This window comes from Collinsella sp. AM10-26 (assembly GCF_003472525.1).
Taxonomy (GTDB): domain Bacteria; phylum Actinomycetota; class Coriobacteriia; order Coriobacteriales; family Coriobacteriaceae; genus Collinsella.
The window spans coordinates 98,427-122,548 of sequence record NZ_QRMC01000003.1 but is presented as its reverse complement, the minus strand read 5'-3'; the positions used below and the strand labels follow the sequence as shown (position 1 = coordinate 122,548).

Here is a 24,122-nt window from a genome sequence, read left to right as displayed (position 1 = left end):
GCACAGATGTTCGTAATACAAGATTCTCAGACCTTTTGCTTTATCTGACACGCGCACGTCGCATACCCGACCCATGCTTTCGAATGCCATCGATCGCCCGCCGCGCATCACAAATGACTCCCGCTCGCAAACGAGGGTACAATGACGCTCGTGTCACATCGCGGGGCCCCGTCCCCAACATATACAAAGGAGTCATACATGGGTTGCGAACACGCACAGGCCGCCGGCGGACAAACGTCGCCGTCGCAATTTGAGGAGAACACGCTGTCCGAGGTCAAGCGCGTCATCGCCGTGCTTTCCGGCAAGGGCGGTGTCGGCAAGTCGTTTGTCACCGGTGCCATCGCCACCGAGCTCGCCCGCCACGGTCACAAGGTCGGCGTTCTCGATGCCGACATTACCGGTCCCTCCATCCCCAAGATGTTCGGTATGAGCGGACGCCACGTCCATGCCCTTGGCAACCTTATGCTGCCCGAAATCTCCGAGCACGGCGTCAAGGTCATGAGCTCCAACCTGCTGCTCCAAAACGAGACCGACCCCGTCCTTTGGCGCGGTCCGGTCATCGCAGGCGCCATTAGGCAGTTCTGGAGCGAGACCTCGTGGGGCCCCATCGACTACCTGCTGGTCGACATGCCTCCGGGAACAGGCGACGTCGCGCTCACCGTCTTCCAGTCGCTGCCCGTCGACGGCATCGTCATCGTCACGAGCCCGCAGGATCTGGTCTCGATGATCGTCGCCAAAGCGGTCAACATGGCCGAGAAGATGAACGTCCCCATTCTGGGCATTGTCGAGAACATGAGCTATATTGAGTGCCCTGACTGCGGCAAGAAGATTGAGGTCTTTGGCAAGAGCAAGCTCCCCGAGGTCGCAGATCGCTATAAACTCGACATCTTGGGCCAGCTTCCCATTAATCCGGCACTCGCCGAGGCCTGCGATAAGGGCGAGGTCGAGACCGCGCTGCCCGATGGCATGTTGCCTAAGGCAGTCTCTGCCGTCGAGGCCATTACCCCGCACGAGACCGACGAGGCCTAAGTGAACGCGAGCGCCTTCTATGACGTCCTGGTAATCGGCGGCGGGGCTTCAGGCCTCGCCGCTGCTATTACGGCCGCACGCGCTGGCAAAAGCGTCTGCATCGTTGAGCGCGATGTCGCCTGCGGCCTTAAGCTCCTTGCGACCGGTAACGGCCGCTGCAACCTCTCCAACGAATCGATTGATCCTCAGCGGTATAACCACCCCGCATTCGTTGAATCCGTCATGGGCCCCCAGCCCGAACAAGAGCTTATGGGTTTCTTCTCCTCGCTGGGCATCATGACAACCTCCGAGGAAGGCCGACTGTACCCGCGCTCCCTTCGCGCCGAATCGGTTCGCGACGCGCTTCTCAACGTTTGCGACCGCCTAGGTATCACCTTAATCTGCGGAGCCAACGTTGCCTCGGCGCACGAAGCTTCCGAAGGCTGGGTACTCCAAATAGACCGTCCAGCGCGGGCGCTCAAGGCAAAAAGGCACGACGACCGAAAATCGGAGCTCCGCTCGCTTCGGAAAGCGCTCGCCGATGTCCCTCGCAAGAACGAGATCCTGCAGGCACATGCCGTAATTATCGCCACGGGCGGCAGCCCCACCGGTATCGCCGATACGTTTCGCCTCCCCCTCACTTCGCTGCGCCCCATCCTCTGCCCCGTTTCGGCAACGGTCGTTGGCGATCGGGCGGCACTCAAGACGTTGGATGGCCTGCGCGTCCGCGCCCGCTTGACGCTCGCCCGTAACCATAGTGAGCTCTGGCACGAAGACGGTGAAGTGCTGTTTCGAACCTTCGGCATCTCGGGCGTCGCTGCCTTCAACCTCTCCCGTCGTATCCAGCGCGGCGATACGATCCTGCTCGACGTTTTCCCCGACCTCTCCAAAGACGAATTGCTCGATACGCTCAACCGGCGCGTTGAGCTGCTCGCTAGCTTTTCGCCCCGCAATCCCCGTTGGCTCGACGGCATGCTCGCCCCGCAACTCTCCCGCGTCGTCTGCACAGCGTTCGAGCAGTGCCATCCAGGCTCCAATGATGTCATCCACCTGGTCTCGATCCTCAAGCACTTTAAGTTGCTCGTCGAGGGAACAGCCGAGGAACGCTCTGCGCAGGTCACGCGTGGTGGCGTATCTGTCGAGAGCATCTCAACACCCAGTTTACGCGCGCGCAGCGTTGTCGACGCCCCGCTTTACGTCTGCGGCGAAGCGCTCGACATCGACGCCGATTGTGGAGGCTTTAACCTTGCGTGGGCCTGGCTCTCGGGCATTCGCGCTGCAAGCAGCCTGTAGCCGCGCAGTCTATAATCAAAAACGCATTCGGGCCGTCTGGGATACCGGACGGCCTCTTTCTTGCCTCTAAGGAGACCTCGATGATCGAAATCACCCAAGTCAACGCGTCGCTCGATGAAGCCGGCGATGAAAATGCCTGCCTCATTGTTGGCAAGCGAGTCGCCAAGCGCGTCCTACGTTGCAAGGACTCCGAGATCAAGTCCATCGAGCTCCACCGCAAGTCAATCGACGCTCGCAAAAAACGAGACGTCCATTTTATCCTGAGCTTTCGTGTTGAGCTGACTAGTCCCCACCTCGAGCGAGAAGCGGTCGGCAACGTTGCCGAGCGCGACCGCTCGCGCGTACGCGCGATAGAAGACGATGGGCCTTCATTCCCCTCCCCCGTTTCCGGCGCACCCAAAGAACGCCCCGTCGTTGTCGGCGCCGGATGTGCCGGCCTTTTCGCTGCGCTTACGCTCGCCGAAGCAGGTCTTAAGCCCTTGCTCATCGAGCGCGGCGACCCGGCATTTCGCCGCTCGCAGGCGATCGACCTCTTTCTAAAGGAGCGCATCCTCGACCCCGAGAGCAATATCCAGTTTGGCCTGGGCGGCGCGGGAACCTTCTCGGACGGCAAGCTCAATACGGGAACCAAAAATCCCGCCCATCGCCTTATCCTCGAAACCTTCGTCGAAGCGGGTGCACCCCGCGATATTCTGTGGGATGCCAAGCCGCACATTGGCTCCGACATCCTTCCCAAGGTTGTCACCGCTATATCCCAGCGCATCGAGCAGCTCGGAGGTGTCGTCCGTTATCGAACGAGGCTCGTCGACATTCGCATCGACGTGTCTGGCGCCATCACCGGTATTGATGTCCAATCGTCCCAAGACGCCGCTTGCGAGCCAATCGAGACAAAGCACCTCATCCTCGCCTGCGGGCATTCTGCTCGCGATATTTTTGAGCTCCTTAAGGACCACAACGTGACCCTCGCACAAAAGACCTTTGCCATGGGCGTTCGCATCGAGCATCCGCAGCGCGACATCGACCGAGCCCAATATGGAGCCTCGGCGGGACATCCAGCGCTCGGGGCGGCCCCTTACAAACTTGTTGCCCATCTTCCCAACGGCCGCAGCGTGTTCTCGTTTTGCATGTGCCCCGGCGGACAGGTTGTTGCCGCCTCTTCAGAACCGTGCCATCTGTGCGTCAACGGGGCCAGTCTCAATGCCCGCGACGGACGCAACGCAAATGCCGCTCTGCTCGTTAACGTCACGCCTGAGGACCTTCCCAACGATGACCCGCTCGCCGGCATCGAGCTCCAGCGTGCCTGCGAGGCGGCTGCCTATCGCCTGGGCGGATCCAACTGGAACGCACCGGCACAGCTCGTCGGAGATTTCCTCGCAGGACGCGCCAGCACGGCACCCGGAAAGGTAAAACCAACCTATCCACTTGGCGTGACCTGGACGGCGATCGACGATGCCCTCCCGCAGCATATCGTCGAGTCGCTCCGCCTGGGACTTCCCCTACTCGGAAAAAAGCTACGAGGCTACGACCGCCCCGATGCCGTTCTTACCGGTGTGGAGACTCGTTCGAGCTCACCGGTTACCGTCACCCGAGACCGAGCGTGCCATGCCGTGTCGACCCCGGGCCTCTACCCTTGTGGTGAAGGAGCTGGATATGCCGGCGGCATCATGAGCGCGGCCACCGACGGCATCCGTTGTGCCGAAGCCCTGATCGCTGACCTCTAGCGCACGAATTCCAGCGCGCAAAGGATACAGGCCCCGAGCTCCACAGGGAACTCGGGGCCTGTTCGCTATTTCTTAAACCGTGCACCCTGGCGTTTTCTGCCCGATGCGAACGTGGAACCCTTGCGGGCCTGCGAACGTAAGCGCTCGATCGTCTCGTCCTCAGACGCACCCTCGAGCATCGCCCGAATCTGAACGACGGCATCGCGCAGGCGCGCCGCCTCCTCAAAGTCCATGGCGGCGGAGGCGTTACGCATGTCTTCCTCCATGGTCTCGACGATCCGCACGAGCTCGTCGTGCGGTAGCCCTTCCAGCTGCTCGGCAAGCGTCTGCTCGGGTGCCGACGTCTCCGGCGCGGCGCCCTCGCCGTTTTCGTCGGGTGTATAGAACGCACCGTGACCCAGTGAATCGCCTCTCGAGCGTCCCTTCGAGCCCACAGTCTTTTCGGCCTCGGCAATAAAGCTCGAAATGTCGTTAATGGCCTTGCGGACCGTCTTGGGCACAATGCCATGGTCTTCGTTATATGCCATCTGAATCTCGCGACGGCGCTGCGTCTCCTCGATGGCTTCTTTCATCGAATCGGTCACAACGTCTGCATACATGATGACCTCGCCGTCGGCGTTACGGGCCGCGCGGCCAATCGTCTGAATCAACGAACGGCGGTTGCGCAAGAAGCCTTCCTTATCGGCGTCGAGAATTGCCACCAGCGAGACCTCGGGAAGGTCTAGACCCTCGCGGAGCAGGTTGATGCCAACGAGAACATCGATCTTGCCCTCGCGCAGCGTTCGCAGGATCTCGACACGGTCCATCGTCGCCGTATCGGAGTGCATGTAATTGACCTTAATGCCCGCATCAAGCAGGTGGTCGGTCAGGTCCTCGGCCATGCGCTTGGTCAACGTGGTCACCAGCACACGCTCCTTGCGGGCAACGCGCTCGCGAATCTCGTCCTCAAGATCGTCAATCTGGCCTCGGACCGGACGAACGTCGATCTTGGGATCGAGCAGACCGGTCGGACGAATGATCTGCTCAACGTCATTTTGGCTCACTCGCAGCTCATAGTCACCCGGCGTGGCCGAAACATAGATAAACTGGGGGATCCTTGCCTCAAACTCATCGAAACGAAGCGGGCGGTTATCGAGCGCCGAGGGCAGGCGAAAACCATGCTCCACCAGCGTCACCTTACGCGAGCGGTCACCTTCGTGCATGCCGCGAATCTGCGGCACCGTCACATGGCTCTCATCGATGATGCAGAGCATGTCCTTAGGAAAGTAATCGATCAGGGTAAACGGCGGCTCACCCGGCTTGCGACCGTCCAGATGACGTGAGTAGTTCTCGATGCCGTTGCAAAAGCCCATCGTCTCGAGCATCTCAAGATCATAATCGGTGCGCTGCTGCAGACGCTGCGCCTCGAGCAACTTGTCGGTCGCCTTGAGCTCCGCCACGCGCTTCTCGCACTCTTCGCTGATCGATTTCAGAGCCGCCTTGACCTTCGGCTTCTCGGTCACATAGTGCGAGGCCGGCCATACGGGGATGGCCTCGTACTCACGAAGCATCTCACCGGTGACCTCATCGATCTCGGCAATCAGTTCGACCTCGTCACCAAAGAACTCAAACCGCAAAGGATGCTCGGCATAAGGCGGATACACGTCGACAACATCGCCGCGCACGCGGAACGTGCCGCGTGCAAGGTCATAGTCATTGCGATCATATTGAATGTCGATAAGTGCATGGATAAAGTCATCACGCTCGAGCGGCACCTTCTTGTCGACGTTCGGGGCTAGGCCCGCATAGTCCTCAGGAGAGCCAATGCCATAGATACACGAGACCGATGCGACGACGATCACATCTCGTCGAGAGAGCAGCGATGCAGTCGCCTGATGTCGCAGCATCTCGACCTCTTCGTTAATCGAGGAGTCTTTCTCGATATAGGTATCGCTTTGCGGCACATACGCCTCGGGCTGATAGTAGTCATAGTACGAGACGAAGTAGACCACAGCGTTGTTGGGAAAGAACTCTTTGAGCTCGCTCGCAAGCTGAGCGGCGAGCGTTTTATTCGGAGCCATGACCAGCGTCGGCTTTCCCAGGGCCTCAATAGTCTTTGCCATCGTGAAGGTCTTGCCCGAACCAGTCACGCCCAGCAAAACCTGATAGCGGTCTCCGTCCCTCACACCCTGCACAAGCGACTCAATGGCTTTAGGCTGAGAGCCTGCAGGGTCATAGGGAGACACGACCTTAAACGGCACGTCAGAGCCTTCAACGCCAAAGCGCTTAAGTTCACCACCAACGCGTTCTACTTCAAATTCCGCCATGGATACTCCTAACTCATATATCTGCAGCATACGCAGGCGGCAGGCATAGTCCTATACGAACCGATCGGGATAGAGGGTCTTGTAGCGAACCCAGGCATTATTGACACGAATCAGATACGCCTGCGTCTCGGGAAAGGTAATTGCATTATGAAGCGACGTACTCTGCTGCGCCCATCCGTCGACATTGCCCATGCCGGCGTTATAGGCGGCAATGGCACTGTCAGTCGACCCGTTAAAATACGCTAGAAGATACGAAAGATACGCACAGCCAAACTCGATATTCGTTGCCGGATCGTTAAGGTTGTCGACCGAATACTCGCCACCGTCGACAAGGCCCTTGGCGATCATATCCTGGGCAGTCTCGGGCATCAGCTGCATCAATCCCTGAGCACCTTGATTCGACTCGGCCTCGGGATCCCAATTCGATTCAGACTTAATGACAGCGCACACCAAATACGGATCCAAATTATGCGAAATGCTGGATTGCTTTACATACGCCTCGTAGTCAATCGGATACAGCGGTTTAAAAAAAGCAGCAGGAGCATACGAGTAAACGAATGAGATAAGGCCAAAGACAAAAACGGCAGCCAGCGGTATAAGGCGATACCAAGTAAGGAAACGTGTCTTAGGCAACGGTCTCCTCCTTATCCACAACATCCCCGAACCCATGGCGCGCAAGCCATGCATCCAGTTGATCAAAGAGCGAGTTATCGCCTGCCGCATTATCAATAACCGTTGTGGCAAGATCGCACAGCGCAGACTCATCGGGCTGGCAAGCAGAGCGGGCATCGAAATCAGATGGCTCCATGCCACGTTGTATAGCACGCTCGCGACGAACTGACAAAGGAGCGCTGATGACCAGAATTTCATCAGCCAAGCCAAATGCATCCTCAAAACCAGTCGGAGCAGAAACCTCGACTACCGCAAAGGGATAACGGGGAGACGAAACCGTACAACAAACCGGATCGAGAATCCTAAGCGAAAGCCGTTCAATGAGAACGGGATGCACGATACCATTGAGCCGTGCGACCGAATCAGGAGAAACGAAAGCTCGAGAAGCGAGGATGCTGCGGCGAATGCCGCCTTCCTCATCCAAAATGTCCCAGCCGAATTCATCCGCTAGAGCATTGACGATATCAGAGCCCGGCACATACAGCGATTTTGCAAGCTCATCCAGATCGATAAGCATAGCGCCACGAGATTCGAAATAGCGGCAGGCGGTCGACTTACCCGAAGCAATATTGCCCAAGACAAATACGGTAAACATCAAGCCCTCCCTAACGCCAATGCGAGTAATTATCGCTCAAATACACTAGAAGAACTCAAAATACAGCCAAACAGTAAGAGTGAATACGGGGGAACTAGGCCCCAAAGCACAACGTGTCTATAACGCAAAAAAGGGGGAGGCCGCGAGGCCTCCCCCTTCTCCATTTCCTCTGACGGCTCGGTGCCGTCCACCGGTCAGCGGCGCCCTGGCCTCCCACGGGCTGGCCCCGCAGTACTCTCGGCGCGATGGGGCTTAGCTTCCGGGTTCGGAACGGGACCGGGCGTGCCCCCCATGCTCTGGCCGCTGACCGGTGGGCGGCGCCCACCGTTACGGTGTCCGGTGTCTCATCTACGTGCCCTGGGGGCCGCATGGCGCATAGGGGGGAGTCGACTCGGGGGCATCCTCGTGCCCGGACCGCGCATGGAGCGCGAAGTCCCGCGGGCCGCGAGGTGCGGTTCCGGAAGAGCTCGGGCGATTAGTGCGGCTCGGCTGAGGCTGTCGCCAGCCTTGCACCTGCCGTCTATCGACCAGGTAGTCTACCTGGGCCCTTACCGGAAGGAGAACTAATCCCTGGAACGGCTTCCCGCTTAGATGCCTTCAGCGGTTATCCGCGCCGCACGCGGCTACCCGGCCGTGCCGTTGGTCGACAACCGGTTCACCGGAGGTGCGTCCACCCCGGTCCTCTCGTACTGGGGGCAGCCTCCATCGATTCTCCTGCGCCCACGGAGGATAGGGACCGAACTGTCTCACGACGTTCTGAACCCAGCTCGCGTACCGCTTTAAACGGCGAACAGCCGTACCCTTGGGACCTGCTCCAGCCCCAGGATGCGATGAGCCGACATCGAGGTGCCAAACCTTGCCGTCGATGTGGACTCTTGGGCAAGATCAGCCTGTTATCCCCGGAGTACCTTTTATCCGTTGAGCGACGGCCCACCCACTCGGGGCCGCCGGATCACTAGAGCCTGCTTTCGCACCTGCTCGGCTCGTGGGCCTCGCAGTCAAGCCCGCTTGTACTCTTGCATTCAAAAGGACGGTTGCCGACCGTCCCGAGCGGACCTTCGCGCGCCTCCGTTACCCTTTAGGAGGCGACCGCCCCAGTCAAACTGCCCGCCTGGCACGGTCCCCGAGCCGGTTGACGGCCTCGGGTTAGGACGCCGGTCGCGCGAGGGCAGTATTCCAAGGGCGGCTCCCCGGGGGCTGGCGCCTCCGGATCGATGCCTCCTGCCTATCCTCTACACGCGGGACCAGCGGCCAATGCCAAGCTGCAGTGAAGGTTCACGGGGTCTTTCCGTCCTTCCGCGGGTAAGTCGCATCTTCACGACCAGTGCAATTTCACCGGGTCCATGGTCGAGACAGCGCCCAAGTCGTTGCGCCTTTCGTGCAGGTCGGAACTTACCCGACAAGGAATTTCGCTACCTTAGGACCGTTATAGTTACGGCCGCCGTTTACCGGGGCTTGGCTTCGGGGCTTCGCGCGATGCGCTAACTCCTCCGCGTGACCTTCCGGCACCGGGCAGGCGTCAGACCCTATACGTCGCCTTGCGGCTTCTGCAGAGTCCTGTGTTTTTGGTAAACAGTCGCTTGGGCCTCTCCACTGCGGCCCGCCTCCGCTCCCGGAGCAAGTCCGTTCACGTACGCGCGGGCACCCCTTCTCCCGAAGTTACGGGGCCATTGTGCCGAGTTCCTTGACCATGGTTGACCCGATCGCCTCGGTATGTTCTACCCACCCACCTGTGTCGGTTTGCGGTACGGGCGCGCACGCGCCTGCCTAGGGGTTTTTCTAGGGACCTCGGGCTCACTCGCTTCGCTTAAGTGCTTCGTCCGGAGCCTCGCCCTTCTGCGGACCGGATTTCCCTGGTCCGCGGGCCGCGCTCCATCACGGGGACGTCCAGAACCCCGCCGAGCCACCCCCATCCGTCGCCCCGTCGGTCGTAGCGCCGCGTGCGCGGTGCAGGAATGTCTGCCTGCTGCGCGTCGGCTACGCCTTCCGGCCTCGCCTTAGCCCCCGACTGACCCTGGGAGGATTAGCCTTGCCCAGGAAACCTCGGGTTCACGGCGGACGAGTTACTCTCTCGTCTCTCGCTACTCATGCCAGCATTCTCACTCCCATGCGCTCCACCGCCGGTCGCCCGGCGGCTTCACCGCCCATGGGAAGCTCCCCTACCGATTCTACTTAGGTAAAATCCCGCCGCTTCGGTGTCCAGCTTAGCCCCGTGTATTGTCGGCGCATGTCCACTCGACCAGTGAGCTGTTACGCACTCTTTGAATGCATGGCTGCTTCTAAGCCAACATCCTGGTTGTCTGGGCGGACGCACATCCTTTGCCACTCGGCTGGAACTTGGGGACCTTAGCGGGCGGTCCGGGCTGTTTCCCTCTCGAGCACACAGCTTAGCCCACATGCTCTGACTGCCGCGCTCTGGGCCGCCGGCATTCGGAGTTCGGTTGGATTCGGTAGGCGGCGAAGCCCCCTCGTCCATCCGGTGCTCTACCTCCGGCGGTGAACGCGCGACGCTAGCCCTAAAGCTATTTCGGGGAGAACGAGATATCTCCGGGTTTGATTGGCCTTTCACCCCTATCCGCAGGTCATCGCCGCCGTTTTCAACCGACGTGCGTTCGGCCCTCCACGGGGTCTTACCCCCGCTTCAGCCTGCCCACGGATAGCTCACCCGGCTTCGCGTCCGCGGCGCGGGACTCAAGTCGCCCTGTTAAGGCTCGCTTTCGCTTCGGCTCCCTTCCGGTTAACCTCGCCCCGCGCCAGCGACTCGCTGGCTCATTCTACAAAAGGCACGCCGTCACACCATATAGGTGCTCCGACTGCTCGTGGGCGCACGGTTTCAGGTACTGTTTCACTCCCCTCCCGGGGTGCTTTTCACCTTTCCCTCACGGTACTGGTGCGCTATCGGTCACAGGGTAGTACTCAGGCTTGGATGGTGGTCCACCCAGGTTCGGACCGGGTTTCACGTGCCCGGCCCTACTCAGGGACCGCGTCGCGCCGTCCGGTCTGGGTTCGCGTACGGGGCTGTCACCCGCTGCGGCCGGCCCTCCCATGCCGTTCCGCTCCCCAGCCGGACCTGCGCCCGGGGGCGGCAGCCCCCGGATGCGCGGCCCTGCAACCCCGCCGGCGGAACCCCTGCCGGGTATCCCCGCTCGACGGTTTGGCCATCGGTCCCCTTTCGCTCGCCGCTACTCGGGGAGTCTCGAGATTGATTTCCTCTCCTCCGGGTACTTAGATGTTTCAGTTCCCCGGGTTGTCCTCCCCCCGCCTATGCGTTCAGCGGGGGGATATCCACACCTCTGCGGATGGGTTCGCCCATTCGGAGACCCCCGGGTCGAAGGATGTGTGCTCCTCGCCGGGGATTATCGCAGCTTGCCGCGTCCTTCATCGGCTCCCTGTGCCAAGGCATCCGCCGTGCGCCCGTGGTATCTTGCGGGACCGCTCCGGGCCCGCGGGATATCCACGTGTCGCTAATTAATCTAATTAATCGATATCATGAATAGCGCTCGTATGTCGCAATTCGGGTATCTCATACCGCGGCACAGTAGTTGACTGTGCTCGCGATCAGATGCTCCTCACTCATTTGATAAGTGAATTCTTCTTGTTTGGATCGGATGAATGATTGCTATCATTCTGTCTGATAAATCGCAGAAAAGAATCGAGTCTGGAAGAGGATTCTCTTCCATCTCTCTCCTATCGCTATGCGGCTCTCAAGGTACGCGGGTGCGACCCCGGGGACCGGGTGCTGCGGGGACGTATCCTGGCGGACATCTACCGGACGGGCTCCTGCCCCCCATTCGAGTTAAAGTGTTTTCTCTCTAAGAATGAATCTCCCTAGAAAGGAGGTGATCCAGCCGCACCTTCCGGTACGGCTACCTTGTTACGACTTCACCCCCCTCACCCTCCACACCTTCGGCGCCTCCCCCCTAGACGGTTGGGCCGGCGACTTCGGGTGCAGACGACTCGGGTGGTGTGACGGGCGGTGTGTACAAGGCCCGGGAACGCATTCACCGCGGCATGCTGATCCGCGATTACTAGCAACTCCGACTTCATGGGGGCGGGTTGCAGCCCCCAATCCGAACTGGGGCCGGCTTTCCGGGATCCGCTCCCCCTCGCGGGGTGGCATCCCTCTGTACCGGCCATTGTAGCACGTGTGCAGCCCAGGGCATAAGGGGCATGATGACTTGACGTCGTCCCCGCCCTCCTCCGCCTTGACGGCGGCGGTCCCGCGTGGGTTCCCGGCATCACCCGATGGCAACACGCGGCGGGGGTTGCGCTCGTTGCGGGACTTAACCCAACATCTCACGACACGAGCTGACGACAGCCATGCACCACCTGTATGGGCTCCTCTCGGCCACGGGGTCTCCCCCGCTTCACCCATATGTCAAGCCCTGGTAAGGTTCTTCGCGTTGCTTCGAATTAAGCCACATGCTCCGCTGCTTGTGCGGGCCCCCGTCAATTCCTTTGAGTTTTAGCCTTGCGGCCGTACTCCCCAGGCGGGACGCTTAATGCGTTGGCTGCGGCACGGGGGGATCGCCCCCCCACACCTAGCGTCCATCGTTTACGGCTGGGACTACCAGGGTATCTAATCCTGTTCGCTCCCCCAGCTTTCGCGCCTCAGCGTCGGTCTCGGCCCAGAGGGCCGCCTTCGCCACCGGTGTTCCACCCGATATCTGCGCATTCCACCGCTACACCGGGTGTTCCACCCTCCCCTACCGGACCCAAGCCGCGGAGGTTCCGGGGGCTTCGGGGGGTTGAGCCCCCCGCTTCGACCCCCGGCCTGCCGGGCCGCCTACGCGCGCTTTACGCCCAATGAATCCGGATAACGCTCGCCCCCTACGTATTACCGCGGCTGCTGGCACGTAGTTAGCCGGGGCTTCTTCTGCAGGTACAGTCTCTTCTCTTCCCTGCTGAAAGCGGTTTACGACCCGAAGGCCTCCGTCCCGCACGCGGCGTCGCTGCGTCAGGGTTCCCCCCATTGCGCAAGATTCCCCACTGCTGCCTCCCGTAGGAGTCTGGGCCGTGTCTCAGTCCCAATCTGGCCGGTCGGTCTCTCAACCCGGCTACCCGTTGTCGGCACGGTGGGCCGTCACCCCGCCGTCTACCTGATGGGCCGCGGAGCCATCCCCTCCCGTCGGGGCTTTAGCCGGGGTGCCATGCGGCACCCCGGGGTATCCGGTATTACCCGTCCTTTCGGGCGGCTATCCCGGGGGAGGGGGCAGGTTCTCCACGTGTTACTCAGCCGTTCGCCACTCGCTTCCCTCCGGAGAGGGGTGCCGTTCGACTTGCATGTGTTAGGCGCGCCGCCAGCGTTCATCCTGAGCCAGGATCGAACTCTCCGTCCAAAATAAATGGGCCTCGAGCCCGTCCGGTCCTCTCAGTCACTCACTGATCGGTTCCGTTCGATTCATATGGTTCTGCTTGATAGGAAAAGGATTTTCTCGGGGCCGCCTCGCGGCGGCCTTGCGAAAAACAATCCAAGTCAGACCATTTCAAAAGGTTCGATGTCTGCCCGGATGCGACACATCTGGTGTGTCCATCCTCGCAGTATCCGGTTCTCAAGGTGCACGCTTAGCGGCTGATCCGGTCCGACCGGGCCGCGCGGCAAGGAGATATATTGCCAGACCGCGAAGCCCTGTGGGACGTCAATTCCACTCTTCACAAGTCCTACACAATATATTGCTTTCTATAGGCAATAGAAAGACCGGTGCGGATCTTCCGCACGTATCAGATGATGACCCTTTGGTTCAGGAATATATAGAGATCGGTCACCTGTAGGTGTCTATCTACCCGCGCTTTTAGCAATGTAAACCGCGCTTCAGATAAAAAGAGGGAGCGCCGCGCACAACGCGACACTCCCCTAGCGATTCAAGAGAATCTATTAGGCCTCGAGAGCCTTCTTGGCAATGGTGGCCAGCTCGTTGAAGGACTCGATGTCCTCGTAAGCCATCTGAGCCAGGACCTTGCGGTCGAGCTCAATGCCGGCAACCTTCAGGCCGTGCATGAACTGAGAATAAGAAATGTCGTTCAGGCGAGCGGCAGCGTTGATACGGGTGATCCAGAGAGAACGGATCTCGCGCTTCTTGTTGCGGCGATCACGATACTGATACTGCAGGGAGTGCTGGACCTGCTCTTTAGCATGCTTGTAAGTACGCGAAGCGGCACCGTAGTAACCCTTCGCACGGTGCATAACGGTACGGCGCTTCTTCTTGGCGGCAACAGCGCGCTTAATACGTGCCATGTTCTATCAACTCCTAGACGGTAAAACGAAAAAAAGGGAACGCGAACTTAGGCGAGACGCGACTTAATGACCTTGCGGTCGGCAGCGGCGATCTCGGTCTCCTTGCGGAAGCCACGCTTACGCTTGGTGGACTTCTTGCTCAGGATGTGGCTCTTGAAAGCCTTGGCGCGCATGAGCTTGCCGGTACCAGTCTTGCGGAAACGCTTCTTGGTGCCGCTGTGGGACTTCATCTTAGGCATGAAATACTCCTTAATCGGTTACAGAACACTAGTTACTTAGTATCGTTTGCCGCTTTTTCCTCATCGAAAGCGCCCTTAATCGGGGCGAGCAGCATAAGCATGTTACGGCCTTCCATCTTAGGCTTGGACTCGACCGTAGCGTAAGGCTTGAGATCCTCGGCGAGACGCTCGAGAACGTTAAGACCCTGCTCCGGGTGAGCCATCTCACGGCCGCGGAACATGATGGTGATCTTAACGCGTGCGCCCTTCTTGAGGAAACGCAGAACGTGGCCCTTCTTGGTCTCGTAGTCGCCAACATCGATCTTGGGTCGGAACTTCATTTCCTTGACCTCGACCTTAGACTGGTTCTTACGAGCAGCCTTGGCCTTCATGGCCTGCTGGTACTTGAACTTACCGTAGTCCATGACCTTGCAGACCGGCGGCTCCGCGTTGGGAGCGATCTCGACTAGGTCGAGACCCTGATCGTCAGCGACGCGCTGGGCATCGCGGATGGCGAACAGGCCGAGCTGAGAGCCATCGACGCCAATCAAACGGCACGAAGATGCAGTGATCTCGTCGTTGATGCGGGTGTCATCAGACTTAGCTATTTTCCCTACCTCCATTCATAAAAAAATAACCCGGCGCTTCTTTGCAACCAGGTCATACACATAGACGTCCTCGAAATGAGGAAGTAAATCTAAGTTGTATAACCAGTCAGCTGCTCATTGGCGCCAAAAGGTGGGAACCCTCGGGTTCCTCTTTAGGGCATTGCGGGAACAACGCCTTGGCGATAATAACACGGACAGCGCGTTATCACATTACGTACACGAAAAAGGGGTTCGCGGCCCCCTTGAACGCTCAGCTGCATGTATGGTGCCCGAGGCGAGACTCGAAGGGCTTTCGCTTTGCGAAACCCCGGGCTTCGGGCGCATAGCGCCCTCGCCACGCTCCGCTACAAACAGGCCGCCGGCCTGTTTGCTTAACGTTTCGCGCGCTCACGCGAGTTCGGCACGAAAAAGGGGGCCTTGACCCCCTTGAACGCTCAGCTGCATGTATGGTGCCCGAGGCGAGACTCGAACTCGCACGTTGTTGCCAACGGTGGATTTTGAGTCCACTGCGTCTGCCAATTCCGCCACTCGGGCACGTAATGCGTGAGTTAGTTTATCACAGCTTTCTGTTGATTAGTCCGAAAATGGAACTTCGAGCATTTCGATGAGCTCGACCGAACGGAGCATCTCGCGCCGACGGCATCCACGACCGTCGACCGAGACCTCCCCCATCTGGTTGTCATAGGGATCCTCGCGCATACCGTCGAAGACGGGTTCAAACCCTGCCTGGAACCGGGAATTTGCCACCATGCGCCACGGATCGAGGTTACCAAAATAGTGGCGGCGGCGCCATTCCTCCCCCATCCTACGCGCCGAGGAACCAAACGAGACATCGGCGTTGAGCCAGCCAGTCTGCGGCGTATAAAACTCCGCCCAGTCATGCGGCCCCACCGAGTCGGGCGCAACGTACAGGCCGCTCTGCCAGCGGGCGGGCACACCGGCAATGCGGCACATGGTGATAAACGTGAGCGCCATAACGCCACAATCACCGCGAAGCGAATGCGCACAGTCATCGGCGATGGAGCCCAAAAGCAGATACGGCGGCTGATAGCGATAATCGATATGCAGCGTCAAGTAATCATAGATAGCCCGAGCTCGATCGAGCTGGTCCTCGAGCCCGTCAACGACACGCTCAGTCAGCTGCTGCAGATACGGCGTGAACGCAATGTGTGGACGGTTCTCGGAAATGTCCTCGGGCAGCGGTGTGTCCATACACGGATGCGCCGGAAGCGCACCCCCATAGATATCGTGATAAGCGGCATCGATTTGATAACGATAGGTCACCGAGAATGAGCGCTCACTCGAAGAAGACCACGAGGCAGTACGCGCCGAAGCGTTCGCGGGAGCAACAGCACCCTCCGGCGTCATATCGAGAACCTCGATATAAGACTGTTGACGACAGGCGGCGGCAACGGGTAGCCACGCGCGGACGGTCTCTCCCTCCAAAGCACCGGGGACAGACATGGACGCCTTAAGCGTGATGGCGCGAGACAGGCCGCCCTGCGTTTCCATCTCCTCGAGCATCTGGTTGCGCAGCGCAATGCTATCCGTAGGATCGGGGCGCAGGCCCGGAACCTCCTTGGGGTACACGCGAAGTGAATCGAGGAAGTTATCGAGAACAAACAGTTCACCATCGATAAGGCGCCAATCGATACGATTGCGGTCAATCAGGTCGTCAAACTGCTCTTCGGTAAACTCAGGCCACTCCTCGCGAATCATCGCAATGGCCCGATCGCGCGACACCGAAAAATGAAGCGGCGTCTCGATCATGCGATACCGCTCGGCACGAACGCAGGCGGCTAACGAGGGATCAGGATTCTGCTTCAAAAGACGATCGCAAGCCGCAACCGCCTGTGTCAGATATCCAGCATCCTTGAGACGAAGAATCTCAGGCGGCAATCCGATATCGAGATGACGGAAATCATCGTCGCAAACCTCAACAGAGCACCCAACGGGACCCTCGGCAACAACCTTCCCGTCAGCAGGCAAAATATCAATAACAGCCATAACCACTCCCAAGTAGAACGACAACCTGAGCCCATTGTACCGACATAAAAACAAAGCCCCCAACCAAGGAGCCCTCAACACCGATAAACGGTATCAATTCAATTATCTCAGCCCAGTAACCCTGTAGCGAGTTAACGAAGTAGGCCCCGTTCGCCCGGAGCTTTTCCCATTGCGCGACTTCTGGCGAAGCCAGTAGCCATCTTAATTCAGACTTGTAACCCTGCGGCGCTAAACGAAGGAAGCCCCGTCCCCCGGAACTGTTTCCTTGGCGCGACTTCTGGCGAAGCCAGGTGAGCGCAAAGGAAACAGTGTAGGGAGACGGGGCTTCCGGCGGGAAGTTTAGCGACGCTTACGCCTTGTTGACGGAGCCAAACTCCTCCATGAGCTCCTTGGTGCGGGCAACGATGTTGTCGCGACCAGGCTTGAGGAGCTTGCGGGGGTCAAAGCCCTTGCCCTGCTGATCCTTGCCAGCCTCGATGTACTCGCGAACGCCCTTGGCGAAGACGAGCTGAAGGTCGGTGTTGACGTTGATCTTGGAGATGCCCAGGGAGATGGCCTTCTTGATCTGATCCTCGGGAATGCCGGTACCACCGTGCAGAACGAGGGGCAGGTCGCCGGTCTGGGCCTTGATCTCGCCCAGGCGCTCGAAGGAAAGGCCAGCCCAGTCAGCGGGGTACACGCCATGGATGTTGCCGATGCCGCAGGCGAGGAAGTCGACGCCCAGATCAGCAATCTGCTTGCACTCAGCGGGGTCAGCGAGCTCGCCGTTGGAGGTCACGCCGTCCTCGGTGCCGCCAATGCCGCCGACCTCGGCCTCGATGGACATGCCCTTGGAGTGGGCAAGCTCAACGAGCTCCTTGGTGCGGTCGAGGTTAAGCTGGAAGGTCTCCTCGTGAGAGCCGTCATACATGATGGACGTGAAGCCGGCCTCGATGCACTTGAAGCAGTCCTCGTAAGAACCGTGATCGAGGTGAAGGGCGACGGGAACGGTAACGCCCGTAGCCTCGACGGCAGCCTTGACCATGTCGGCGCAGACCTTGAAACCGCCCATCCACTTAGCGGCACCAGCGGTGCACTGAAGGATCAGCGGAGACTTGGCCTCCTCGGCGGCCTGAAGCACTGCCAGGGTCCACTCGAGGTTGTTGGTGTTGAAGGCACCGAGAGCGTACTTGCCGGCCTCGGCCTTCTTGAGCATGTCTGCTGCGTTGACGAGCATAAAAGAAACCTCCTGTAAGGTTGCTCCGATAACGCCTGAGATTTTACCACGGCGCACCCGAGCATAAACGTTCGTTTGTTCACGAATATCGTCCAAACAGACTTTTTTTGACCGTTTGCCCTACGGAATCGACCCGTTGGGGAAAAATAACTTGACGTTTGGACGTTCCTCGTGCTTCGGAAGCTGACTATAAAGCTACACCTGCATGAAAGGGTTCTGCATGAGCTCGCGTGCCATGGTGGTCGAATCGCCATGGCCCGTTAAGCAAACGGTATCGGGCGGGAGAAGCCGGGCGAGCTTGGAGAGCGAGCGCAGGATTGCCGCCTCGTCTCCGCCGGCAAGATCGGTGCGGCCATGGCTACCGGGGAATAGCGTGTCGCCAACAAAGGCAACGTTGCCGTTTTCGGCGGCCGCAAAGAGCACGATGCCGCCCGGGGTATGACCGGGGACCTCGATGACCTGCAGGCGGCAATCCCCTACCGCGATTGAATCCCCTTCGGAAAGCAGACGCGTTGGTTCGCTGGGACTGGGCGTATCAATCCCCCAAATGCTTCGTTGCTCAGCGATGTTTTTTGCAGGCACCTCGACATCTTTGGCTGGAAGAGCGTACAGGGCGTCCCCGCCGAGTGCCGCGCGCACGCCGGCAACGCCACCCACATGGTCGGCGTGTCCATGGGTGCAAACCGCACCAAAAAGCTCATCCGAGGGATGCGCCTGCTTGAAGTGCTCAACCAGAAGCTCACCATTCCAAGCGGGGTCGACCACGACCCACTTGCCCGCCGAGCCCACAAAGTAGCTGTTGGTCTCGATAGGCCCGTTGACCACACATTCGATCGAGAGTGATCCGGATGGCGTCAGATCCAGCTCAAGCGTTTTCATATATACCGCCTCATCTCACAGGAAAACAGAGAGCCCCGGCAACTCCGGGACTCCCTGTAGTTTCACATACCCTGTAGTTTCACATATGTTGACAGCGTTATTTAATGAAATGTCAGCTCTCGTTTTATGCTGCGAGGTCTTTCGCATCAAGCATGCCGTTGATGCCGAGCTGCGTCTTGCGTGCGACCTCGGTGACGGCCGCACGGGCGTCCATGAGGACCTTGGCGAGGTTGGCCTCGTTGGGGTTCTTGTCATGCGCGGCGGCGACGGCGCGGATGTAGGCCTGGCGCAGGTCGCTCGCGATGTTGATCTTGACCATGCCGTACTGCTTCATCGCGGCAATGGTCTCAAACGGGATGCCGGAACCGCCATGGAGCACAAGCGGGCAGGGGCAGACCGCGGCGATCTTGGCCAGGTGATCAAGGTCGATCTTGGGCGTGTCCTCCAGGCCGTGGACGTTGCCGATGGAGACGGCGAGCGTGTCGCAACCCACGCGCCCTACGTACTCGGCCACCTCCGCGGGGTCGGTCTTGCAATCCGCCTCGGAGACGTGGTCATCCTCCTTGCCGCGGATGGCGCCGAGCTCGGCCTCGACCGAAACCCCGCTCGCATGGCAGTAGTCCACGGCGCGGCGGCTGAAACGGACGTTCTCCTCGAAAGGCAGGGCGGCGCCGTCGATCATGACGGAGGTGAAGCCGGCCTCCACGGCGCGACGCACGTCGTCGAGCGTCTTGCCGTGGTCGAGGTGGAGCGCCATGGGGACGGTGTAGTCGTGGATGGCGCGATGGGCAACCTCGGAGATGTAGTCGTAGCCGGTAAGCTTCACGTTGGTCGGCGCGATCTGGACGATGCCGGGCATGCCGTTGGCCTCGAAGGCGTCCATGATAGCGAGCGTCATTTCCATGTTGGTGGTATTGAACGCCGGGAGCATTATGTCTCCCTTCTTGGCGATCTCGATGAGAGAGTTCATATCGATGAGGGGCATAGTGGCTTCCTTCCACTCATCCGCCGGCAAGCCGGCGGTCTTTATAAACAGGTATGGGGATAATCAGAGGTCGTACTCAGAGGGGATACTTTTGAGCGCCTCACGGATATGCAAGTACCTCTTGTACTTCCTGTCATGGTTGTCAGCAGCGGCACCAGGTTCAAACACGGCTCCAAAGCTCACGACCTCGGGCTCGGGGCATCCGAGCGCCCCGGTAAGGGCAAGCACTGCGGCTCCAACAGCAGCGCCGCTTGGTCCCTCGACGCGCTGAATCGGGCATTTGAGGACGTCTGCCAAAACCTGGAGCCAGGTCGAAGACCGAGCACCTCCGCCCACGGCAAGCAAGGGCTCGCGCACGTCGAGCGGGATGGCCATCTCAGACGCAAGCTGACGGAAGCCGTATGCGATGCCCTCCATGACCGCAAGGTCGAGGTCTGCCCGAGACGTCTCGGGCGTCAAGCCGATAAACGCACCGCGCAGGGACGGATCGGCAAAGAGGGTCTTCTCGCCCGTCATATGCGGGAAAAACAGAAGCTCGCCCGTTCCCGCCCGAGAAGCATCGGCCTGGCCGTCGACGCCGTCATACGACGAGGCCTGCAAGATGCGCTCGATAAGCCAAGAACGCGTGGAGCCGCAGGATTGAATCGCACCCTGAACCAGGCAACGAACGTCCTTGCCGTCCGCGGAGAACAGGATGTTCTTGCCGCGCGCAGAAAAATCGGGGGTATCGCGGCGCGCCATGAGAACGCCGGAGGTGCCGAGCGAGATGACGGTTCGCCCCTGCACGAGGCATCCCGTCGTGACGGCGGCTGCCGGATTATCGCCCGTGCCGTGAACGACCGGAATCCCGGCGGGGATTCCGAGCTCTTCGGCAAGCCCGTCACACACGTGCCCAGCAACCTGCGCGGCTCCGCGCACGGGCGGCAGAATACTCTGTGGGATCCCCAGAGAAACGCAAGCGCGCTCCGACCACGCCCACTCCTCGAGGTTGAAAAGCGAAGATGTCGAGGCCTCGCAATAATCGGTCTCAACGGACCCGGTAAGCTTGAAAACGATCCAGTCCGGCCCAATCAAAAAGCGGTCAAGCTTTGCAAATGACGCCGGCTCCTGGGTTTTAAGCCATACGAGGTTTGCCGCCGGGCTCCCCGTGCTCACCAAACGCGCAAGATAGTCCTCTCCCGCCGCATTGAGGCTTGCACGGACCCGCGGAACCAAATCTGCCGTGCGCACGTCGTTCCACATGAGGGCAGGACGCACCGGCGCACCCTCCACATCAATCGGCACGAGCGTATGCATCTGGCCGGTTACGCCGATGGCAGAGATATCACCGTCGACCTTTGAAGCAACCTCGGCGACAGCAGCCTTGCTTGCCTCCCACCAAAGCGCAGGGTCTATCTCGCGCCAGCCCGGCTGCGGGCTCGATATCTCATAGGACTTTGATGCTTCCGCTACAACCGAGCTTCCGCACAATGCGATGACCTTGACCGAGGAGGTGCCGAGATCGATGCCTAAAACAACCGGCGCTCCCGAAGCACTCGAGCCGCCCATCGTTACCACTCGCCAAACTTCACGACGACCTTGTAGGTATCGGGACGGCATGCCGTGTCCATAGCCGACTGGAAATCCGTGTAATCAAACACTCCCTCAAGCACGGGAAGCGGGTCGATAATACCCTTGTCGATGAGCTGAACGGCTTCGTAGTACGCACGAACCGTGGGGCTCACGGCGCCGGTCACCGTCTTTTGGAAGGTATGGAGCGCGCTTACGTCGACAGGGATGTTCTCGCGCGGATGAATCGAGCTGAACATCATGCAGGTTCCGCAGGGAGCCATCATGTCAATGGCCTGGACGGCGATCTTGGGGTGGGCGCACGTGTTGAACACGAAATCGGCACCCTGGCCACGGGTGAGCTCGCGCACGCGCTCCACGGGATCGGACTCCATAGGGTCGATGGCGGCATATGCGCCCAGTTTGAGCGCAAGCTCCCGGCGCTCCGCCAAAGGCTCGCTCACGATAACGCGCGCACCCTTGCGGACCAAAAGCATCACGTGCAGAAGGCCCATCGTGCCACCGCCCACAACTGCCACGTCCTGGCCAAAGCGGATATCGCAGCGATTGATGCTGTTAACGCAGCAGGCGAGGGGCTCGGTAAAGGCCATCTTGGTAAAGCTGGTCTCTTCCTCATAGGCGATCAGATCATCAGCCTTTGCCGTGATGTACTCCGCAAAGCCGCAATAGCCCGAGATGCCATCGGGGTTGTGGAAGACCTTGCTCTCAAGATGATCCAGGCAGATATTCTCATTGCCCGTCTTGCACAGATTGCACTCGTGACAATCCTCGATGATATAGGAGACCACGTTCTGGCCCACCTGAAAGTGTTTGGGATTGACAGCGTCGCCCATCTTGACGATGGTTCCGCAATACTCATGCCCGCCGATACGCGGATAGGAGTAGCTGCAGTCGCCATGGTAGTCGCGCACATCGTTGGTGCAGATACCCGACGCTTTGATCGCTATGAGTACCTCGTCAGCCGCTGGCTCGGGCGTGGGGAGCTCGGTCAGGCGGACATCGCCCGGTTTATGCATGAGCATGGCTTTCATGGTTGATCTCCTTTATGGTTGGACGTTTTTTGACAGCACTCCCCCAGTGTCCTGACGGACACGTTTTTGGAAGTGATTTGGTTTAGGTGGATTGGGAAAAGCGGAGATACTTCCGCAGATTGTGCTCTAAACGAACGTGAGGATGCCGGTCAGGCCGCAGACGATGCCGATAACGATGATGAGACCGATAATCTTGATGGACGACCAGCGACGCTTGAGCAGCGCGTAGATACCCATCGTCGCCGCAAGCGGCAAGATCTTGGGCATGATGGTGTCAAACAGGTCGGTCTGAAGGTTAAATGCCGTGCCTGCACTCGAAAACTCGATGCCGCAGGTAACCGAAACATAATTGACGATCAGGCCGCCCATAACCATGCAACCCATGATCGAGGCGCCCTTGAGAATGCGGTTGAGCGTGCCCTTCTCCAAGAAGTCGACCACAGCCTCCGACCCCGCGCGATAGCCAAACATAAAGTTGGCGTACGAAAGGGCAAATGCAGCCAGGAGGATAAGCACCGCGTACAGAATGGCTCCCCAGATGTTACCGCCGCCCATACGGGTCAGGTCGATGCAGATTCCCAGGAGGATCGGGATGACGACGCCCTGCCAGATGGTGTCGCCCACGCCAGCAAGAGGACCCATGAGCGAGGTCTTGATGTTGGTGATGAACTCGTTGGGGATGGGGGCGCCTTGGGCCTTTTCCTCTTCCATGGCGATTGCCATGCCGAGGATGCACGAGCCAAACTCAACATGCACGTTGAAGAACTCGCTCTCTCGCTTCATGAGCTCGCGCTGCTTCTCGGGATCGTCCTTATAGAGCTCCTTCACCACGGGAACGAAGGTGTGGGCAACAGCCTGGCCCATCATGCGCTCGTAGTTATAGCAGGTCTGGGGGAACATCTCCCAAATTAACCAAGAGCGCTTGAGCGAACGCTTGGAGACAAGGCCGCCTTTGCGGGCAAGGCCGTCCTCAGTCTTTTTGGTATCGGAAGCCATTTAAAACTCCTCCTCATCGTCTTCGATAGCGGGGGCTGCGGCCTGAGCCTCACTCTTGGCGGAGAGCTGAACATAGACCACGGCGGTGATAAGCGCGATAACGCCCAGGGGAAGAAGGCCGAGGCCCGAATACACTGCAAGGACAAAACCAAGGAACAGGAATACGATCGCCTCGCCCTTGAAGATGTACTGGAGCGTGATAGCAATGCCGAGGGCGGGCATGAGGCCACCGATGACCTGGAACACCGTGAGGACGGGGCCCGACATCATGTCAATAAACGACTGAATGTACGCCGCGCCAAAATATGCCGCGACCGTGCAGGGGATCACCGTGATGACAAAGGCAAAGACCTGGGGAAGCGCCACGTTAGCAATCCAGATGCGATCGAATTTACCCTGCTCGATAAAGCCGTCGGCCATATGGACGAAAACCGAGTCAAAGGTCATGCGCAGATACCAGACGATGGTGCCAAGAATGCCGATGGGCACGGCAAGGGCAAGTGCGGTCTCGGCAGAAAGGCCACCCGTGATGGCATAGGCCGTACCGAGGATGCCCGCAAGCGCCATATCGGCCGGCATCGAGCCACCCGCAGAGATAAAGCCCAGATATACCAGGTTGATGGTACCGCCGGTAACAGCTCCGGCAACCGGATCGCCTAGGATGCAACCGGCGATAAGGCCGCAGACGAGCGGGCGCTGCACCGACCAAAGGCCTACAAACGGAAGGTTGCCCACGGCGAGCCAATACAGCACGCCCAAAAGAAGGGCTTGGATGATGGTCAT

General features: G+C 59.5%; 17 protein-coding genes, 1 tRNA gene and 3 rRNA genes. 3 read left to right on the top strand and 18 right to left on the bottom strand.

Features of this window, described 5'->3' with window-relative positions:
- Positions 1–198: 198 nt before the first annotated feature.
- The 3 genes from DW123_RS03515 to DW123_RS03505 all read left to right on the top strand — a co-directional run bounded on the left by DW123_RS03515 (position 199) and on the right by DW123_RS03505 (position 4,022).
- Positions 199–1,029 (top strand): Mrp/NBP35 family ATP-binding protein, encoded by an 831-nt coding sequence (locus DW123_RS03515; RefSeq protein ID WP_117763873.1) that lies wholly within the window; start codon positions 199–201, stop codon positions 1,027–1,029.
- On the top strand, positions 1,030–2,301 hold the full coding sequence (locus tag DW123_RS03510) for an NAD(P)/FAD-dependent oxidoreductase (RefSeq protein ID WP_118273463.1): 1,272 nt from the start codon (positions 1,030–1,032) through the stop codon (positions 2,299–2,301).
- Between the two features lie 80 nt (positions 2,302–2,381).
- Positions 2,382–4,022: an NAD(P)/FAD-dependent oxidoreductase gene (locus DW123_RS03505; protein WP_117743844.1), complete on the top strand. Its 1,641-nt coding sequence runs from the start codon at positions 2,382–2,384 to the stop codon at positions 4,020–4,022.
- Positions 4,023–4,087: 65 nt separating this feature from the next.
- Here the strand turns inward: DW123_RS03505 and uvrB are convergent, their stop codons facing one another.
- From uvrB to DW123_RS03410, 18 genes are all read right to left on the bottom strand, one after another.
- On the bottom strand, positions 4,088–6,328 hold the full coding sequence (gene uvrB, locus DW123_RS03500) for an excinuclease ABC subunit UvrB (RefSeq protein ID WP_118099047.1): 2,241 nt from the start codon (positions 6,326–6,328) through the stop codon (positions 4,088–4,090).
- A gap of 51 nt (positions 6,329–6,379) precedes the next feature.
- A complete protein-coding gene (locus tag DW123_RS03495; RefSeq protein WP_117763877.1) occupies positions 6,380–6,961 on the bottom strand; it encodes a lytic transglycosylase domain-containing protein in 582 nt (193 codons plus the stop codon).
- Positions 6,954–7,595 (bottom strand): dephospho-CoA kinase, encoded by a 642-nt coding sequence (gene coaE, locus DW123_RS03490; protein WP_118273462.1) that lies wholly within the window; start codon positions 7,593–7,595, stop codon positions 6,954–6,956. Before coaE ends, DW123_RS03495 begins: the two co-directional genes overlap by 8 nt.
- Before the next feature lie 192 nt (positions 7,596–7,787).
- Positions 7,788–7,903 (bottom strand): 5S ribosomal RNA (rrf, locus tag DW123_RS03485).
- 147 nt (positions 7,904–8,050) lie between these two features.
- A 23S ribosomal RNA gene (locus DW123_RS03480) occupies positions 8,051–11,025 on the bottom strand.
- 402 nt (positions 11,026–11,427) lie between these two features.
- Positions 11,428–12,934: ribosomal RNA gene (locus DW123_RS03475) — 16S ribosomal RNA — on the bottom strand.
- The 16S, 23S and 5S rRNA genes sit together here, the layout of an rRNA operon.
- 536 nt (positions 12,935–13,470) lie before the next feature.
- Complete coding sequence (gene rplT / locus DW123_RS03470; RefSeq protein WP_006234421.1) at positions 13,471–13,830, bottom strand: 50S ribosomal protein L20; 360 nt, start codon at positions 13,828–13,830, stop codon at positions 13,471–13,473.
- Positions 13,831–13,877: 47 nt separating this feature from the next.
- Positions 13,878–14,069, bottom strand: a complete 192-nt coding sequence (gene rpmI / locus DW123_RS03465) for a 50S ribosomal protein L35 (protein WP_117734492.1) — start codon at positions 14,067–14,069, stop codon at positions 13,878–13,880.
- 32 nt (positions 14,070–14,101) lie between these two features.
- Entirely contained in the window at positions 14,102–14,671 is a 570-nt protein-coding gene (gene infC, locus DW123_RS03460) for a translation initiation factor IF-3 (protein ID WP_117734493.1), read from the bottom strand.
- 432 nt (positions 14,672–15,103) lie between these two features.
- A tRNA-Leu gene (locus tag DW123_RS03455) sits at positions 15,104–15,190 on the bottom strand.
- Between the two features lie 39 nt (positions 15,191–15,229).
- Positions 15,230–16,663 carry a transglutaminase-like domain-containing protein gene (locus tag DW123_RS03450; RefSeq protein ID WP_118273528.1) on the bottom strand — a complete coding sequence of 478 codons (1,434 nt, stop codon included), beginning with the start codon at positions 16,661–16,663 and terminating at the stop codon, positions 15,230–15,232.
- Between the two features lie 349 nt (positions 16,664–17,012).
- The gene (gene fba, locus DW123_RS03445) at positions 17,013–17,879 is read right to left on the bottom strand and encodes a class II fructose-1,6-bisphosphate aldolase (protein ID WP_118273529.1); all 867 of its coding nucleotides are present in this window, start codon (positions 17,877–17,879) and stop codon (positions 17,013–17,015) included.
- Positions 17,880–18,074: 195 nt separating this feature from the next.
- On the bottom strand, positions 18,075–18,758 hold the full coding sequence (locus DW123_RS03440) for an MBL fold metallo-hydrolase (RefSeq protein WP_118273530.1): 684 nt from the start codon (positions 18,756–18,758) through the stop codon (positions 18,075–18,077).
- A 124-nt stretch (positions 18,759–18,882) separates the two neighbouring features.
- Complete coding sequence (locus DW123_RS03435; RefSeq protein WP_118273531.1) at positions 18,883–19,743, bottom strand: class II aldolase; 861 nt, start codon at positions 19,741–19,743, stop codon at positions 18,883–18,885.
- A gap of 63 nt (positions 19,744–19,806) precedes the next feature.
- Entirely contained in the window at positions 19,807–21,291 is a 1,485-nt protein-coding gene (locus DW123_RS09470) for a xylulokinase (RefSeq protein WP_233540169.1), read from the bottom strand.
- A gap of 2 nt (positions 21,292–21,293) precedes the next feature.
- Positions 21,294–22,343 carry a zinc-binding dehydrogenase gene (locus DW123_RS03420; RefSeq protein ID WP_118273533.1) on the bottom strand — a complete coding sequence of 350 codons (1,050 nt, stop codon included), beginning with the start codon at positions 22,341–22,343 and terminating at the stop codon, positions 21,294–21,296.
- Between the two features lie 126 nt (positions 22,344–22,469).
- A complete protein-coding gene (locus DW123_RS03415; RefSeq protein ID WP_118273534.1) occupies positions 22,470–23,339 on the bottom strand; it encodes a PTS system mannose/fructose/sorbose family transporter subunit IID in 870 nt (289 codons plus the stop codon).
- Positions 23,340–24,122 (bottom strand): PTS sugar transporter subunit IIC, encoded by a 783-nt coding sequence (locus DW123_RS03410; protein ID WP_118259700.1) that lies wholly within the window; start codon positions 24,120–24,122, stop codon positions 23,340–23,342.